A 16,308-nucleotide genomic window follows, 5' to 3' on the forward strand; every position below is an offset into this window, starting at 1 on the left:
ATCGAGTGCGCTGCCACAAAAGCATGACAATTTGATGAATACTGCCGAGCGGCCGTTTAAAAGGTCAGCGCCGCCCCGCTCTGGCAGGCGACGCTCCTTATCGACCTGCCAAACAGGCTATCGGCCTGGGCCGCTTAGCTCTGCGGCAGTGCGCCGTCCGCTTGCAGGGTCGCGCGGCTGTGCACCCTGCGATACAGCGCACTGGAGACCATGAAACCGATCACCGCCAGCAGGCTCATCAGGGAAAAGACATAGTCGTAGCCCTGCTGCCCCGGGTAACTATCGAGGATGGCGCCATAGATGACATAGGCGAACATGCCCGGGGCATAACCAATCAAACAGCCGATGCCGAAGGCCGAACCGCTGATATGCGGCGCGATCCCCACCTCGCTCATCGGTGCCCAGAACACCCCACGCATGGTGAAGACGATCAGCGCGAAGGAGAGCGTCGCAGCCATGCCGGCGTAGATGAAACTCGGCCCCTTGGGGATCAGCATGATGATCGCCATGAGCGGCAGCAGCGCCACGAACGCCCACTTCAGGTAACGCGTCGAACTCTTCAAGCGCTTGTCCGCCAAGAAGCCACCTGCCGGCCCCCCCAGTACCTTGAGGAAATACTGGTTGATGATCCCGTAGGCGCCGACCAGGGCCACCGGCAGCTCGTACATGTCCTTCAGGTAGGGGATGAAATAGGTCAGGCCGCAATAGACGATGTAGACCATGAACACGTTGAAACTGACCAGCCAGACGCCCGGCAGTCGGACGGCCTGGAGCAGGCCATCGAGGCCGGTGCGCTGTGTCGTCACCGGGCGGCTCGCCCCTTCCGTGAGCAAGAACCAGGTGAGGATACCGGCGAGGATATCGATCGCCGCGTAGAACAGGATGGCCGACTTCAGCCCCGCCGCCCCCGAGCCCATGAGGACGAACACACCCAGGGCGGAAAAGGCGATGAGGGTGTCGACCACACCACGGCCGCCCTCCAGCAAGCCGAACATGCGTCCCTGCTCATTGTCATTGCCGAGGTTTCTGATGGCCTTGAGCAGGGAGGGCCAGAAGATGCAGTCGGCGCAGATGGCCAACAGACCGAACACGATCAGCAGCCTGTCGAACCCGGGAAAGCTCGCCAGGTAGAGCCCCAAACCGCCGGTGCCGAGCAAACCCAGGGGGATCAGCTTACGGGTGTCGAAACGATCGGCGAGCATGCCGCCGACCACGAAAAGCACGGTGGCGACAATGGCATTGACGCTCATGAGCGTGCCGATCTCGGTATGACTCAGCCCCATGAACTCCTGCATGGGGACGTAGAAGGCGTCCTTGAGACTGCCCAGCTTATAGATGGTCCCGCCACCGAGGACGAGGACCAAAAAACGAAACCACTTGGCTTTGGCCTGTGCTGTCATTGTTGTTCTCCACAGATAGTTTGAATTAAGACCGAGGGTCGCGGGCCTCGGTCAGGGTCAGTTCGGCTAGCAACCTGAGCTCGTCCATCAGGCTGCGCACATAGCGGATCTGGTTGGCTGCCCAGCGCGGCTCGTCGCGGGCCATGCGCTGCGCCGTGTAGCCGGAAGGCAACGCGGTCTCGCTCATCTCGCGGTAGGGGATAAAGGGGTCTGGCGCTTCATCGGCCTGGCGAAAGGACGGGGCGATGTAGTGGTTTTCCTGCTCCAGGATGAAGGCAACGACCTGGGGCGTCCGCTCGCCGAGCATGAGCAGCTCATAGAACATGCGCGGACCGGGCAGATCGTCGTCGGCGCTGCCCTGCAGCACCCCGTAGTGACCGAAGCCGTTTTGCTCGGGGACGATGCGCACCCCCTTCAGGTGCACCTGACGGATATGCGGCGCCAGCGCCTGCAGGGCCGCCAGGGGCTGCTCGCAGGCGTTGATCATGTTGCCGAAGTCGAACAGCGCATGCAGCCGCGGATGCCCGAGGCGCTCGAGCATCCGGGCAATTTCGAAGCTCTTGAGCTCTTCGTGCTGCTCGAAGTCGAAGAACAACTCGTAGCGATCCGCCTGCTCGGCCAGATAGCGCAGGTCGGACTCGATCAGCTCCAGCACCCGGGACAGATGCCCCTCGTAGCGTGAGTACACGCGAATGCTGCGCACGCCCAAGGCCCTGGCGATGGCCACGACCTGATCCACATCCTCTTGGCGCGTGCTGCTGATCTCCAGATGCAGCGCCAGGCCCAGAGCCTCGGCCTTGCTGGCGAACGCCAGGAGCTGCTCGGCACTCATGCGGCTGAGGCTGTTCTCCTCACCGTCGAGCAGGTGCAGGCTCAGGCCCTGGAGTTCATGGCGATAGGCGAAGTCGAGCAGGTCAGCGGGTTTCAGGCAGCCTTGGGTGAGGTTGCTCAGCAAGGGGTAGCCATGGGCGAACAGTCGCACCTGGCCCAGGCGCTCGAGCAGCTTACGGGCCACTGCCGGGGTGAGTAAGGGCGGGGGTCCGTCGCCGCCGGCCTTGTGGCTCAGCAGGGCGCAGAAGCGCGCTTGGATAGGGTTCATTGCGGTCACTCCTCATGTAAGACACCGGCCTGGCCGGCGGTGCCTTTATCACCCTGGAATGGACCTTCCCCTATAGCCATTACCGCCTATTTTTTATGACCACTTTTCAGCCTGGTGCAGTCTCTTGAGAGCAGAGCCAGCACAGCCAAGCGCTCAGAACCTGTGCCCCATCATGATCAGCGCCTGAGCCAGGCCCTCGACCTTTGCCTCGGCCTGTTCCTCGGGCGTGCCGGCAAAGCCGATCAGCAGCCCGGGCCGCAAGTAGCGCCGTATGCAGTAATCGCTCAAGGCATAGGTGTAGACCTGCTGGCTGGCCAGCCCCGAGGCGATCGCCGCATCGTCCAACTCGGGCGCCAACCAGCCGATCAGGTGCATACCGGCGTCCACCGCATCGACCTCGAGGAAACCGCCGAGGCGTCGGTGCAGCGCTGCCAACAGGCAGTGTTGGCGCCGTTGATAGAGCGCGCGCATCCGCCTGACATGACCGAGGAAGTGCCCTTCGCGCATGAAGTCGGCGGTCACCGCCTGCAGCAGGGAGGCGGGACTGCGATCCATCACCGCACGCACGGCGCAGAACGGCTCGACCAGGGCCTCCGGCAGGATCACATAGCCCAAGCGCAGGGACGGGAAGAGCACCTTGCTGAAGGTGCCGACGTAGATCACCCGCGCCCCCTGATCCAGGGCGTAGAGTGCCGGCTGCGGCCGCCCCTGGTAACGGAACTCGCTGTCGCAATCGTCTTCGATGATCCAGCTCTGCTCGCGGCCGGCCCACTCGATCAACTCCAGGCGTCGGGCATAGCTCATGGTGGTGCCGAGCGGGTGCTGGCGCGAGGGCGTGGTGAAGGCCAGGCGCGCCTTGGGGCATTCGCGCAGGCCTTGCTGCACGTCCAGGCCCTGTCCATCGATGCGCAAGGGCACGATGCGGCAGCCCTGAGACTGGAAGCTGATGCGCGCGGCGATATGACCGGGGTCCTCCATCCACACGCTATCCTGCGGATCGAGCAACAGCATGCTCAGCAGGTTGAAGGCCTGCTGCGCTCCGGAAACGATCACCACCTGCTGCGCCGTGCAGGCAATGCCACGCGCGTCATAGACGTACTCGACCAGGGCCTCACGCAGCGCCTGCTGCCCCTTCAGTTCGCCGTAGCTCAGCATCTGCTTGCTCGGCTGGCGCAGGTGACGATTCATCAGGCGCCGCCACACCGGCATGGGAAAGGCGTCGTAGGCGGCATGGCTGGGCAGGAAGGAGATCGGACAGCCCGGCTCCCAGGCCGCGTAGGAGACGCCGCCAAAATGGTCGCTGCGCAGCGACAGCACCGACTGGCTCAAATTCGACAAGCGTGGCGGCTTGCGCGGCTCTTCTCCAGCGGCACTGCGCCCTTCCCATTCGGCGCCGACAAAGGTACCGGCGCCCGTACGCGACTGCAGAAAACCTTCCGCTGTCAGTTGGTCGAAGGCATTGAGAATGGTGATCCGCGACAGCCCCAGCTCGGCGCACAGGGTACGGGTCGAAGGCAGGCGCATGCCGCCATGCAGCCGGCCCTGCAGGATCTGCTGACGAATCTGCAGGTACAACTGGCGATACAGCGGTACCGAGCTCGCTCGATCCAGTTCGATACTCGCCAGCAACATTCCACCCGGGGACTTCATGACTTTGCCGCCACCCCTGGGCTACTGGACTGAACTGGCCGTATTGTACGGCGCCCGCCGGCGAGACTCACCTGGTCGGTTGCCCCGTCCCGGTGTCCACGGACGCCATGGCGTGCCGAGCAGGGCAACAGAATGCAGCCTCCAAGGATTGCACTATGGCTCGCCGCCCCCACCACCGGCACGCGACTGTGTTTGCCGCTGCACCGTGGTGAGGGTCTGAGTGCCTGCAGACAGCCCCATGCTCCGGTTAGACACGGACCTCCCGCACTGGCGCCTTGCTGCGCTGCTGGGTCTGCCAGTGTTCGGCCAGGCCCACTTCGGCGTCCGAGGCCGGCAGCATGCCGCGCCCGCGCAGCAGGTCGGACGCGCGTTCGGCGAGCATGATGGTCGGCGCGTTGAGGTTGCCGTTGGGCTCGGTGGGGAACACCGAGGAGTCGATCACCCGCAGTCCCTCGAGGCCGCGCACGCGCAGCTCGGAGTCGACCACCGCCAGCTCGTCCTCGCCCATGCGGCAGGTGCCGCATGGGTGGTAGGTGCTCTCCAGGTTGGCACGCACGAAGGCGTCGATCTCGGCGTCGCTGTTGACCTGCGGCCCCGGGGCGATCTCGCCGTCGCGGAAGGCGTCCATCGCCGGCTGGCCGATGATCTCGCGGGTCAGGCGCACGCAGCGGCGGAAGCCCTCGCGGTCCTCCTCGCGCTCCAGGTAGTTGAACTGGATGCGCGGGTGCTCGTAGGGGTCGGCCGAGCGCAGCCGCACGAAGCCGCGGCTCTTGGGCTTGTTCGGCCCGGTGAGCACCATGAAACCGTGGCCTTTGACCGGCTTCTTGCCGTCGTAGCGCATCGCCGCGGGCAGGAAGTGGAACTGGATATCCGGCCAACGCAGGCCCTGCTCGGAGCGGATGAAGCCGCCGGCCTCGAAGTGGTTGGTGGCGCCCAGGCCGTCCCTGAACAGCAGCCAGCGCAGGCCGATCATCAGCTTGCTCAGCGGGTCCATCTTGCTGTTGAGGGTCAGCGGCTGCTTGCAGCCGTACTGGATGTAGATCTCGGCGTGGTCCTGCAGGTTCTCGCCGACCCCGGGCAGCTCGTGCTGCAGCGCCACCCCGGCCTGGTCGAGCACCTCGCGCGGGCCGATGCCGGAGCGCTGCAGCAGGTGCGGCGAGCCGATCGGCCCACCGGCCAGGAGGATCTCGCGCTTGCAGCGGACCTGCCGGGTGCGCCCGCCGTGATCGTACTCGATGGCCACCGCGCGCTTGCCGTCGAGGATGATGCGCCGGGTCATGGCCTGGGTCACCACGGTCAGGTTCGGCCGCTCCATGGCCGGACGCAGGTAGGCGTTGGCGGTGGAGCAGCGCACGCCGTCCTTGATGGTCATGTGCATGGCGCCGAAGCCTTCCTGCATATAGCCGTTGCAGTCGTCGGTCTTGATGTAGCCGGCCTCGGCGCCGGCCTCGACCCAGGCGCCGTACAGCGGATTGCGCATGTGGTTGCCGTTGCCGGTATGCAACGGCCCGCTAGCGCCGCGGTAGGCATCGCCACCGCCCTCGTAGTGTTCGGCCCGTTTGAAATAGGGCAGGCAGTTGCGGTAGCCCCAGCCGCGGGCGCCGAGCTCCTCCCATTCGTCGAAGTCGTAGGCGTGGCCGCGGATATACACCAGGCCGTTGATCGACGAGGAGCCGCCGAGCACCTTGCCCCGCGGGCAGTGGATGCGCCGCCCGTCCAGGTAGGGCTCCGGCTCGGTCTCGTAGCGCCAGTTGTACTTCTTGGTGTTCATCGGGATGGAGAAGGCGCTGGGCATCTGGATCAGCACGCTGCGGTCGCTGCCGCCGAACTCCAGCACCAGCACCGAGGTGCCGGGGTCTTCGCTCAGGCGGTTGGCCAGCACGCAGCCGGCCGAACCGGCGCCGATGATGATGTAGTCGTATTGCTTAGTCATGGCTCAGGCCCTGTGCTTCGAGATTCAGGGGGTTGTTGCGGCTGCCGTGGCCCGGCGCGTAGGCGCCCCAGCCCAACCGCGTGGCGAAGGTTCGGGTCAGCCCGTAGTGCACCAGGCCGGCCAGCACGCAGGACGGCAGCGAGGCGGAGACGAAGCTGAACAACGTGGTGTTGGCCAGGGTCTGCGGGTTGAACAGCAGCACGTAGGAAACGAAGCCGACCGCCAGCGCCAGCAGCGCGATGGGGTTGAAGCCGTGCCAGTAGTGGTAGGCCGACCGCGCCTCGGGGCCATAGAGGTGGCGCAGGTTCATCCGCTGCCGGCGCAGGCAGTAGTAATCGGCGATGCCGATCCCGGCCAGCGCGCTGTTCAGCGCCGAGGTCCACACCAGGAAGATGAAGAAGCCGTCGTAGATGCCCGGGGCGACGAACACGATGACCGCCGGCGCCACGCAGAACAGCACCACCAGCAGCGCCCAGCTCATCTCGCGGAACTTCTGCCCGGCCAGCTGGCGCAGGCCGACTATCGAGGTGTAGAGGATGTTGATCATGCTGGTGACGTTGGCGAAGGCGATGAAGCCCAGGGCGACGACGCCGAACACCAGGCCGCCGATATGGGTCATCCACACCGTCGGGTCGCTGTCGCCCAGGGCGGCGGACGCCAGCAGGCCGACCACCTCGCCGAGCACCGCGGCGCCGAAGATGCCGATGATGTTCGGCCAGAAGGCGGTGCGCTGATTCTTGCTCAGGCGCGCCAGGTTGCCGATATAGGGCCACCAGGACAGGCCGGCGGCCATGTTCACCTCTACCGCGATCATGAAGTTGACCCGCTTGTCGTCGAAGGGCGCATCCAGCGCCGGCAGCGCCAGCAGCTCGGCGACGCTGCGCTCGCTGAGGATCAGGTAGAGCATCGCGCCCATGATCAGCACCAGCGCCGGGGCCACCAGGGTGTTGAACCACTTGATCGAGGTGGGCCCCTTGGCCACCACGAAGCCGGCCAGGACGATGGCGAAGAAGCCCGACAGCAGCACCAGCAGGCCCGTGGGCTGCGCCTCGTGTTCGCCCAACAGGGCGCTCAGGCCGTCGATGGAGCGGCCGAACATCAGCCCCAGCACCGCCAGCCAGCCCATGGTCAGGAACACCACCGCCAGCACGTAGACCAGGCGGCTGCCGTTGCCGCCGAACATGCTGCGCAGGAAGGTGAACTGCTCGGTGCCGTACTTGCCGCAGGGCACGCAGGTGGCGAAGGTCGCCAGCAGCACGCCGATGATGTTGCCGATGACGATGGCGGCGATGCCCTCGCGGACGCCGACGAACAGCGCCGTGGCGCCGCCGATGAGGAAGGCCCAGGTGGCGATGGCCAGGGCCGAGTTGGCGTAGCTGAATTCCCAGAAGCCCCACATGCGTTCCGTGGGCAGCAGCGGGGTATCGCCGCGCTGGGCTTCGAGACCGATATCGACTGACTTGGACGTGGCCATGGCTCAATACCCCCAGAGGTAGAAGCCGGCCACCAGCACCAGCGTCATCAGGGTGATTGCCAGGTAGTCGGTGGCGTTCAGCGCCCCCGGCCAGTGCTGGGCTTGTTCCATCTCCTCGTAGACGCGGATGCGTCGTTCCAGGTCCTGCGCACGCAGGCTTTCGGCTTGACTGTTCATCTGGATATCACCTCGTATGGCTCTTGTTATTGGCTACCCGATGTTCCCGGCATGACGCCTGGCGTCATGCCGGTGGTCTGTTGCTTGCTCAGTTCATGGCAGGGTGATCCACACCGCCTTGGTCTCCAGCAGAAATTCGAGCTGCTCGGCGCCCAGGTCCTTGCCGAAACCGGACTGCTTGTAGCCGCCGAACGGCATGGCCGGGTCGATGGTGCTGTGGGCGTTGACGTACACCGAGCCGGCGCGCAGCCGCGGAATCAGGCCGTGCACGCGGCCCAGGTCGTTGGAGTAGAGCGCCGCGGCCAGGCCGAAGGGCGAATCGTTGGCCAGGCGCAACGCCTCCTCGTCGTCGTCGAACGGCGCGGTGACCAGCACCGGGCCGAAGATCTCCTCCTGGACGATACGCATGTCGTTGCGGCAGTGGGCGAAGATGGTCGGCTGCACGAAGTAGCCCGGTCCTGCGACGGGTTCGCCGCCGTATACCAGCTCGGCGCCCTCGCGCTTGCCGGCCGCGATGTAGTTCAACACCCGCGCCTGCTGCTGCTGGGATACCAATGGGCCGATAAAGCAATCCGGATCCAGCCCCGGGGCGATCTTCAGGGTGCGGGTGTAGGCGATCAGCTCGGCGAGGAACTGCTCGTAGATGCTGCGGTGGATATAGGCGCGGGTGCCGGCGTCGCAGACCTGGCCGGAGTTGAAGAACACGCCGTTGGCCACCGCCTGGGCGGCGGCCGGGATGTCGGCATCGTCCAGTACTATGACTGCAGATTTTCCGCCCAGCTCCAGGGTCAGGCGTTTCATCTGATCGATGGCCGACTTGCCGACCGTGCAGCCGACCGGCGTCGATCCGGTGAAGCTGAGCTTGTCGATGCCCGGATGACTGGCCATGGCCGCGCCGACCAGGCTGCCGCGGCCGCTGACGATGTTGACCACGCCGTCGGGGATACCCGCCTGCTGCACCAGCTCGGCGAAGCGCAGCGCCGACAGCGAAGTCAGCTCGGCCGGCTTGACCACCAGGGTGCAGCCGCTGGCCAGGGCCGCGCCGAGCTTCCAGGCCAGGGTCTGCAGCGGGAAGTTCCACGGCACTATGACACCGACCACGCCCACCGGCTCCTTGCGCGTATAGGCCAGGTAGTTGCCCGGCAACGAGGGTTCGACCGTGCGCCCGTGAATTTTCGTGGCCCAGCCGGCGAAATAACGGAAGCAGTCGATGGTGCCCTGGATATCCACGTCGCGGGCCTGGGCGGCGGACTTGCCCATGTCGATCGACTCGATCTCGGCCAGTTCGACGGCGTTCTGCTCGATCAGATCGGCCAGGCGGTGCAACAGGCGCTCGCGCTCCAGCGGTTTGAGCAGGCGCCAGGCGCCGCCGTCGAACTGCGCACGGGCGGCCGCCACGGCGCGGTCCAGATCCTCGCCGGTGCCCATGGGGATGCGGGTGAGCAGCCCCTCGGTGGAGGGCTCGATGACCTCGGCGCTGCCGCCATCGCTGGCCTCACACCATTGACCGCCGATGAACATCTTCTGCGCCTTGCCCAGGAAGGCCTGGGTGGCCTCGCAGATGCCGAACTGCTGCAGGTACTGCTTGACTGTACTGTCCATCGTCATTCTCGCTGTCAGGTTGGAATCGAGGGGGTGGGGAATGGCACAGGCGCGCGGCCTGGCGCCAGGCGCTCGGGATCGGAGCCTATGGCGATGCACTGGATCGACCGGGTGAACGAGCGCAGGGCTGCGCCTGACGCGGCGCAACTGGCTCCGCGCGCGGCGCAGCCGTGCGAGGGCGGGAGTTGGTGACCATACCAAGGCAGCATGAGGCGCCTCCAATTGTTGTTATGTGGTCGGCGGGATAGCCCGTGTGAGCGTCTCCCTTGAACCGACTATGGCCCCAGTTTCACATTGGTAAAATGCAAAATATCAGATACAAATATCGCAGCTAACGATGTATTAGGATGGGAGGTTGCGATGATTCAACTCCATGACGCCGACCTGAAATTGCTCAGGGTCTTTGCCGCCATTGTCAAGTGTGGAGGGTTCAGCGCCGCCCAGGCGGCGCTGAACATCGGCCAGTCGACCATCAGCGAGCAGATGACCCAGCTGGAAGCACGCCTCGGGGTCAAGCTGTGCCAGCGTGGGCGCAGCGGCTTTCGCCTGACCGAACAGGGGGCGGCCATCCATGACGCGACCCTGCGTCTGCTGTCGGCCGTGGATACCTTCTGCATGGATGCCGATGTGCTCAAGCAGAACATCAGCGGCACCCTGAATCTGGGCATCATCGACACCACCATCACCGATCCCGACTCGCCCTTGCCGGTCACGACTCAGCGTTTCGTGTCGCGCGGGCACGATGTCCACCTCAATGTCTATGTCGGCACGCCCGCAGAGCTGGAAGAGCGCGTACTCGACGGCCGCCTGCACCTGGCCATCGGCCACTTCCCGACCCAGGTGCCCGGCCTCTCGCATGCCCTGCTCTACCAGGAGGCCCTGGGCCTCTATTGTGGACGGCGCCATCCTCTCTATGGCAGCAAGGCCGGCCCCAAGGCCCTGCTCGAGGCAATAGGCTCCAGCCGCATAGTCGCCAGGGGCTTCATGCTGCAACATGACCTGGAACTGCTGGGCGCCAGCAAGGCGGCGGCCACGGTGGACAATATCGAGGCCCTGGCCATCCTGATCATCTCCGGGGCTTATCTCGGCTTCCTGCCCAGACACTATGCCGCCCACTGGGAAGAAAGTGGCGACATGCGACCACTGCTGCCCGAGCGCCTGTGTCCCACTGCGCCCTTCGACGTGATCACCCGGCGCGGCCTAGCGCCGCCACCTATCCTGCAAGCCTTCCTCGAAGACCTGGCCGCCTCCTCGCGCCAGGCCACTAGGAGCTGAGCGCCCGTCAGCGCGGGCGAACGAATTGGCTAGCGGCGCAGGCGGGCCGACTCAGGCCAACTCGCTGCGCAGCTGCCGCGCCGCGGCGACCATGTTGACCAAAGCCGCCTCGGTCTCCGCCCAGGCGCGGGTCTTCAGGCCGCAGTCCGGGTTGACCCACAGGCGCTCGACGGGAATGCGCCGGGCCGCCTTGCGCAGCAGCGCGGCCATCTGCGCCACCTCCGGCACCCGGGGCGAGTGGATGTCGTAGACCCCCGGGCCGATCTCGTTGGGGTAGGCGAATCCCTCGAACGCCTCGAGCAGCTCCATGTCCGAGCGCGAGGTCTCGATGGTGATGACATCGGCGTCCATGGCGGCGATGGCGCCGATCACGTCGTTGAACTCGCTGTAGCACATATGGGTGTGGATCTGCGTCTCGTCCCGCACGCCCGAGGCGCACAGGCGGAAGGCCTCGGTGGCCCACTCCAGGTACGCCGCCCACTGCGCCCGGCGCAACGGCAGGCCCTCGCGGAACGCCGCCTCGTCGATCTGCACTATCTTGATGCCCGCCGCCTCCAGGTCCTGCACCTCGTCGCGGATAGCCAGGGCCAGCTGGCGGGCCTGCTGCTCGCGGGAAATGTCCTCGCGCGCGAAGGACCACATCAGCATGGTCACCGGCCCGGTGAGCATGCCCTTCATCACCTTGTCGGTCAGGCCCTGGGCATAGGCGATCCAGTCCACCGTCATCGGCCGCGGGCGGCTGAGGTCACCGACGATCAGCGCCGGTTTGACGCAGCGCGAACCGTAACTCTGCACCCAGCCGAAACGGGTGAAGGCGTAGCCGTCGAGCTGCTCGGCGAAGTACTCGACCATGTCGTTGCGCTCGGCCTCGCCGTGCACCAGCACGTCCAGGCCGAGGTTCTCCTGCACCTCGACCGCATGGCGGATCTCGATGTGCATGGCCTCGGTGTACTCGGCGGCGGACAGCTTGCCGGCCTTGAAGGCCTGGCGCGCCAGGCGGATCGCCGCGGTCTGCGGGAAGGAGCCGATGGTGGTGGTCGGCAGAGCCGGCAGTTGCAGGCGCGCGCGCTGCCGCAGGATGCGCTCGGCGAAAGACGAGGCACGCTGGCTGTCGGCCGGGACTATGGCATCCAGGCGCGCCTGCACCGCCTCGTTGTGGATGCGCTTCGAGCCGGCGCGGCTGGCCTGCACCGCGCGGCTGTCGCTCAGGGCGGCCCGCACCCCGGCGTCCTCCGGCTGGTCCAGGCCGCGGGCGAGGATGGCGACCTCCTCGCACTTCTGCACGGCAAAGGCCAGCCAGCTCTGCAGTTCGGCGTCCAGACGGTCCTCCCGGGCCAGGTCCACCGGGCTGTGCAGCAGCGAGCAGGACGGTGCCACCCACAGGTTGTCGGCGAAGCGCTCCTCGGCCTGGCGCAGCTGGGTCAGCGCCCGCTCCAGGTCGCAACGCCAGACGTTGCGGCCGTTGACCACGCCGAGCGACAGCACCTTGTAGGCCGGCAGGCGATCGACCAGCAGCGGCAGCTGCTCCGGCGCACGCACCAGGTCCACGTGCAGGCCGTCCACCGGCAGGCCCACGGCCAGGCCGAGGTTGTCCTCCAGGCCGCCGAAATAGCAGGCCACCAGTTTCTTCAGCGGCGCATGCTGCAGCAGGTGATAACCCCGCTCGAAGGCGTTCTTCCAGTCCTGGGGCAGGTCCAGGCCGAGAATCGGCTCGTCGATCTGCACCCACTCCACGCCCAGGGCGGCCAGACGCCCGAGGATCTCGCCGTAGACCGGCAGCAGGCGCTCTAGCAGGTCGAGCTTGTCGAAGGCTGCCGTTTCGGCTGCAGCGCCCTTGATCTTGCCCAGCCACAGGTAGGTCAGCGGCCCGAGCAGCACCGGCTTGACCCTGTGGCCCAGGGCGTGGGCCTCCTCGACCTCCTCGAACAGCTGCTCCCAGCTCAGCTGGAAGCGTTGATCGACCGTGAACTCCGGGACCAGGTAGTGGTAGTTGGTGTCGAACCACTTGGTCAGTTCCTGGGCGTGGCCGCCGCAGCAGCCGTCGCGGCCGGCGCCGCGGGCCATGGCGAACAGGGTGTCCAGGGTCGGCTGCCCGGACTGCGGCCGGAAGCGCTGCGGGATGGCGCCGACCATCAGCGAGTGGCCGAGCACCTGGTCGTACCAGGCGAAATCGCCGACCGGCAGCAGGTCGAGGCCGGCGTCCTGCTGCAGCTGCCAATGGGCGGCACGCAGCTCGCGACCGACCGCGCGCAGCCCGGCTTCGTCCAGCTCGCCGCGCCAGTGGGCCTCCAGGGCCTTCTTCAGTTCGCGGTCACGACCGATGCGGGGAAAACCCAGGGAATGGGACAGGGCCATGTCGAAACGCTCCATAGATGCAAAAGATGGCGCGCATTGTCGACAGCCAGATGGCGTGAGACAAACTCATTTAATTATTGATTAACTCAAATATATTTCATGAACAAGGGAGCGCCCGCAGGCGCTCCCTGCTGCTCAGACGCCCGACTTGAAGCTACTGAAAGCCCGGGTCAGCGCCCGGTTGAACGCCTTGCCGTTGTCGTTCTTGGTGTAGAGCTTGGCGCGCACCTCGGCCGGCGGATAGGTGCCCGGGTCGGCGCGAATCGCCGGGTCGACCACCTGGTCGGCCGCCGGAACGGCGTTGGCATAGAACACCGCATTGGTGATGGCGCCGATCACCTCGGGGTTCATCAGGTGGTCCATCAGCGCCAGCGCGGCCTCGGGATGCGGCGCATCGGCCGGAATCACCATGGCGTCGAACCAGATCAACGCACCCTCCCGGGGAATGCTGTAGTGCAGTGAGTAGGGCTTGCCGGCCTGCTCGGCCTGGCCGGAGGCGATCGCCACGTTGCCGTTCCAGGACATCGCCAAGCAGGTGTCGCCATTGGCCAGGTCGGCGATGTTGCGGTCGTTGTCGAAGTAGCGGATGAACGGCCGGACCTTGGCCAGGTGTGCCTCGGCCTGTTTGAGGTCCTCCAGGCTCTGGCGGTTGATGTCCAGCCCGAGGTAGCGGAAGGCGGCGGCGAACACCTCGTTGGGATCGTTGAGAAAGCTCACCCCGCAATCGGCGAAGCGCGAGACCACTTGCGGGTCCAGCAGCATCGCCCAGCTATCGGTCGGCGCATCGGCCATGCGCTGGACGATGGCCTCGCGTTGGTAGCCAACGCCGGTGGTGCCCCACAGGTAGATGCCGGCGAAACGGTTGTCCGGGTCGAAGGCCGCCATGTGCTTGGCGAACTCCGCGCCGACGCCGGCGAAATGCGGCAGCGCGGCCTTGTCCAGCGGCTGCAGTGCGCCGCTCTTGATCGCCCGCTGCAGGTGCTGGCCGGCGGTCAGCACCAGGTCGTAGCCGCTGCGTCCGGTGAGCAGCTTGGTCTCCACCGTTTCCAGCGAATCGAAGTGGTCGACCACCACCCGGATGCCGGTCTCCTGCTCGAAGGACGACAGGGTGTCCGGGGCCAGGTACTCGTTCCAGATGTACAGGTTCACTTGCCGGGCGGGCTCGGCCGCCTGAATGGCGGTCGACAGGCCCAGGGCAAGACTGAGTGCACTCAGACGCATGGCTGACCTCCTAGCGCTGCGGCGCGGCGTACTGGGGCATGGTGATGCAGGCGACGTTGCCGCCGCCCAGCAGGATCTCCCGCGAGTTGTCGATGCCGAGGATGCGGTGTTGGGGGAACAGCTCGGCCAGGGTGGCCTGGGCGATGCGGTCGTTGGGGTCGCCGAACAGCGGCACGACGATGGCCGAGTTGCCGGCGTAGTAGTTGATGTAGGAGGCGCAGATCTGCGTGCCGGCCTGGCGCGTGTGGGTGGCGTCGTCCCGGTCCAGGCCCTCGGCCTCCGCCGCCGTCCACTCCAGCACCCGAGGTTGCGGCAGCTTGTGGATCTGCAGCTCGCGGCCCTGGGCATCGCGGGTGCTGCGCAGGATGTCGTAGGCCTCCTGATAGATCTCCCACTGCGGGTCGGAGCGGTCGTCGGTCCACTGCATCACCACCACGCCGGGGCGGACGAAGCAGGCCAGGTCGTCGATATGGCCATCAGTCTCGTCGAACTTGCAGCCGCGCGGCAGCCAGATCACCTGCTCGGCGCCCAGGTAATCCTGCAGGCGGCGGGTCATCTCGTCCTTGCCCAGGTGGGCGTTGCGGTTGCGGTTGAGCAGGCACTGCTCGGTCGTGAGGATGGTGCGCTGGCCATCGCTCTGGATGCCGCCCATCTCGGCGATGAAGGGCGCGCGGTAACGCTCGAAGCCCTCGATCTCGAGAATCTTCTGGGCGATCTGGTCGTCCTTGTCCCAGGGGTAGTAGAGGCCGCCGTCGAGGCCGCCATAGGCGTTGAACTCGAAGTCCACGCCGCGCACCTCGCCGCTCGCATCGTTGAGCAGGAAGGCCGGGCCGCTGTCGCGGAACCAGGTGTCGTTGCAGGTCATTTCCACCACCCGCACATGGGCCGGCAGCTGGCGACGGGCGTTGGCGTACTGCGCCGCCGAGGCGCACACGGTGACCGGCTCGCTGCTGGCGATGGCGCTGACGATCTCCACCCAGACTTTCTGCGCCGGCTTGCCGCCGTTGCGCCACACGTCCGGCCGCTCCGGCCAGCCGAGCCAGCAGCGGCTCTTGGGTTCGAATTCGCCGGGCAGGCGGAAGCCGTCGGCCTTGGGCTGGGAAGTCAGGGTGCGGGCCATGTGCGTGTCCTCGTCGGGGCTGGAAGTAGCCCGACAGTACCCGCGGCAGAAGGCTCGCGACCAATGACGATTGTTGCGGAACCCTTGAACTCAATTCACATATCAATCAGCTGATCGGTGAACCATTCGATGAACTGCGCCACCGCCGGCTTGTCCAGACGCAGGCGCTCGCAGACCAGCGCGTACTGCCCGAGCGCCGGCACCTGGGCGGCGAACGGACGCACCAGGCGGCCGCTGGCCAGGTCCTCGGCGCTGGTCAGGTTGTCGCCGATGGCCACGCCCTGGCCGCGCGCCGCCGCCTCCATGGTCAGCCCGGCATGGCCCAGATACAGATGCCGCACCGGTTGGATGTCGCCGGCATGAGTAGTCAGCCAGGCGGTCCAGGTCTTGCCGTCCTGATCGTCGTGCAGCAGGCAGTGACGAGCGAGGTCGCGCGGCTGCTTGAGCGGCAGCTGGTTGAACAGCCGCGGGCTGCACACCGGAAAGAACTGCAGGGTCGGCAGCGGCCGCACGAAGTAGGCGCTGGCGTCCTCCGGGCCGGTGCCGTAGGTGATCGCCAGGTCGATCTCGGCGCCCGGCAGCGGCGCCTCCAGCGGCTGCTCGTGCAGGTGCAGGGTGATCTGCGGGTGGCGCTCGGCGAAGTCGGCCAGCCGGCCGATCAGCCACTTCTGTGCCAGCTCGGCGGTGACCGCCACGCGCAGCTGCGCCTGCGAACCGGGGTCGCGCAGCTCGTCGCAGGCCTCACCGATCAGCTCGAAGGCCTGCTGCAGACGGCGCAACAGGCGCCGCGCCTGGGGCGTCGGGCGTACCTGACGGCCTTCGCGGTCGAACAGCGCCACACCGAGCTGCTCTTCCAGCTGGCGAATCTGGTGACTCACCGCGCTGTCGGTGACGCACAGCTCGGCGGCGGCCCGGCCGAAATGGGCATGGCGGGCGGCGGCCTCGAAGGTGCGCAGGGCGGTGAGCGAAGGCAGGCGGCGCATGGCAAGCGGCTCCGGAAAG

General features: G+C 66.5%; 12 protein-coding genes. 1 reads left to right on the forward strand and 11 read right to left on the reverse strand.

From position 1 onward, the window contains the following. Positions 1-134: 134 nt before the first annotated feature. The 7 genes from ACSX1C_RS09720 to ACSX1C_RS09750 all read right to left on the reverse strand — a co-directional run bounded on the left by ACSX1C_RS09720 (position 135) and on the right by ACSX1C_RS09750 (position 9,335). Positions 135-1,400, reverse strand: coding sequence for an MFS transporter (locus tag ACSX1C_RS09720; RefSeq protein ID WP_439889244.1), 1,266 nt, complete (start codon positions 1,398-1,400; stop codon positions 135-137). Between the two features lie 25 nt (positions 1,401-1,425). Then, the gene (locus tag ACSX1C_RS09725) at positions 1,426-2,499 is read right to left on the reverse strand and encodes a sugar phosphate isomerase/epimerase family protein (RefSeq protein WP_439889245.1); all 1,074 of its coding nucleotides are present in this window, start codon (positions 2,497-2,499) and stop codon (positions 1,426-1,428) included. A gap of 153 nt (positions 2,500-2,652) precedes the next feature. Continuing rightward, entirely contained in the window at positions 2,653-4,149 is a 1,497-nt protein-coding gene (locus ACSX1C_RS09730; RefSeq protein WP_439889246.1) for a PLP-dependent aminotransferase family protein, read from the reverse strand. A 247-nt stretch (positions 4,150-4,396) separates the two neighbouring features. After that, on the reverse strand, positions 4,397-6,082 hold the full coding sequence (gene betA, locus ACSX1C_RS09735; protein WP_439889247.1) for a choline dehydrogenase: 1,686 nt from the start codon (positions 6,080-6,082) through the stop codon (positions 4,397-4,399). Next, on the reverse strand, positions 6,075-7,556 hold the full coding sequence (locus tag ACSX1C_RS09740; protein ID WP_439889248.1) for a purine-cytosine permease family protein: 1,482 nt from the start codon (positions 7,554-7,556) through the stop codon (positions 6,075-6,077). The genes betA and ACSX1C_RS09740 overlap by 8 nt, the downstream gene beginning before the upstream one ends. A gap of 3 nt (positions 7,557-7,559) precedes the next feature. Beyond that, positions 7,560-7,733: a hypothetical protein gene (locus ACSX1C_RS09745; protein WP_439889249.1), complete on the reverse strand. Its 174-nt coding sequence runs from the start codon at positions 7,731-7,733 to the stop codon at positions 7,560-7,562. 93 nt (positions 7,734-7,826) lie between these two features. Further along, a complete protein-coding gene (locus tag ACSX1C_RS09750; protein ID WP_439889250.1) occupies positions 7,827-9,335 on the reverse strand; it encodes an aldehyde dehydrogenase family protein in 1,509 nt (502 codons plus the stop codon). A gap of 360 nt (positions 9,336-9,695) precedes the next feature. On the opposite strand from ACSX1C_RS09750, the gene ACSX1C_RS09755 reads away from it, so the two are divergent. Further along, positions 9,696-10,610 carry a LysR family transcriptional regulator gene (locus ACSX1C_RS09755; RefSeq protein ID WP_439889251.1) on the forward strand — a complete coding sequence of 305 codons (915 nt, stop codon included), beginning with the start codon at positions 9,696-9,698 and terminating at the stop codon, positions 10,608-10,610. 51 nt (positions 10,611-10,661) lie between these two features. Here the strand turns inward: ACSX1C_RS09755 and metE are convergent, their stop codons facing one another. The 4 genes from metE to ACSX1C_RS09775 all read right to left on the reverse strand — a co-directional run bounded on the left by metE (position 10,662) and on the right by ACSX1C_RS09775 (position 16,289). Continuing rightward, the gene (metE, locus tag ACSX1C_RS09760; RefSeq protein ID WP_439889252.1) at positions 10,662-12,965 is read right to left on the reverse strand and encodes a 5-methyltetrahydropteroyltriglutamate--homocysteine S-methyltransferase; all 2,304 of its coding nucleotides are present in this window, start codon (positions 12,963-12,965) and stop codon (positions 10,662-10,664) included. 135 nt (positions 12,966-13,100) lie between these two features. Beyond that, positions 13,101-14,186, reverse strand: coding sequence for an extracellular solute-binding protein (locus ACSX1C_RS09765; RefSeq protein WP_439889253.1), 1,086 nt, complete (start codon positions 14,184-14,186; stop codon positions 13,101-13,103). Positions 14,187-14,196: 10 nt separating this feature from the next. Beyond that, positions 14,197-15,306, reverse strand: a complete 1,110-nt coding sequence (gene aguA, locus ACSX1C_RS09770) for an agmatine deiminase (RefSeq protein WP_439889254.1) — start codon at positions 15,304-15,306, stop codon at positions 14,197-14,199. Between the two features lie 95 nt (positions 15,307-15,401). Then, positions 15,402-16,289, reverse strand: a complete 888-nt coding sequence (locus tag ACSX1C_RS09775) for a LysR substrate-binding domain-containing protein (RefSeq protein ID WP_439889255.1) — start codon at positions 16,287-16,289, stop codon at positions 15,402-15,404. Positions 16,290-16,308 lie beyond the last annotated feature (19 nt).

It is taken from the genome of Pseudomonas sp. MBLB4123, from assembly GCF_051904775.1.
GTDB lineage: Bacteria > Pseudomonadota > Gammaproteobacteria > Pseudomonadales > Pseudomonadaceae > Aquipseudomonas > Aquipseudomonas benzenivorans_B.

Excerpts from the sequence above, each read along its gene's own strand:
- ACSX1C_RS09720 (WP_439889244.1), bottom strand. The coding sequence starts at position 1,400 with ATGACAGCACAGGCCAAAGCCAAGTGGTTTCGTTTTTTGGTCCTCGTC.
- ACSX1C_RS09725 (WP_439889245.1), bottom strand. The coding sequence starts at position 2,499 with ATGAACCCTATCCAAGCGCGCTTCTGCGCCCTGCTGAGCCACAAGGCC.
- ACSX1C_RS09730 (WP_439889246.1), bottom strand. The coding sequence starts at position 4,149 with ATGAAGTCCCCGGGTGGAATGTTGCTGGCGAGTATCGAACTGGATCGA.
- betA (WP_439889247.1), bottom strand. The coding sequence starts at position 6,082 with ATGACTAAGCAATACGACTACATCATCATCGGCGCCGGTTCGGCCGGC.
- ACSX1C_RS09740 (WP_439889248.1), bottom strand. The coding sequence starts at position 7,556 with ATGGCCACGTCCAAGTCAGTCGATATCGGTCTCGAAGCCCAGCGCGGC.
- ACSX1C_RS09745 (WP_439889249.1), bottom strand. The coding sequence starts at position 7,733 with ATGAACAGTCAAGCCGAAAGCCTGCGTGCGCAGGACCTGGAACGACGC.
- ACSX1C_RS09750 (WP_439889250.1), bottom strand. The coding sequence starts at position 9,335 with ATGGACAGTACAGTCAAGCAGTACCTGCAGCAGTTCGGCATCTGCGAG.
- ACSX1C_RS09755 (WP_439889251.1), top strand. The coding sequence starts at position 9,696 with ATGATTCAACTCCATGACGCCGACCTGAAATTGCTCAGGGTCTTTGCC.
- metE (WP_439889252.1), bottom strand. The coding sequence starts at position 12,965 with ATGGCCCTGTCCCATTCCCTGGGTTTTCCCCGCATCGGTCGTGACCGC.
- ACSX1C_RS09765 (WP_439889253.1), bottom strand. The coding sequence starts at position 14,186 with ATGCGTCTGAGTGCACTCAGTCTTGCCCTGGGCCTGTCGACCGCCATT.
- aguA (WP_439889254.1), bottom strand. The coding sequence starts at position 15,306 with ATGGCCCGCACCCTGACTTCCCAGCCCAAGGCCGACGGCTTCCGCCTG.
- ACSX1C_RS09775 (WP_439889255.1), bottom strand. The coding sequence starts at position 16,289 with ATGCGCCGCCTGCCTTCGCTCACCGCCCTGCGCACCTTCGAGGCCGCC.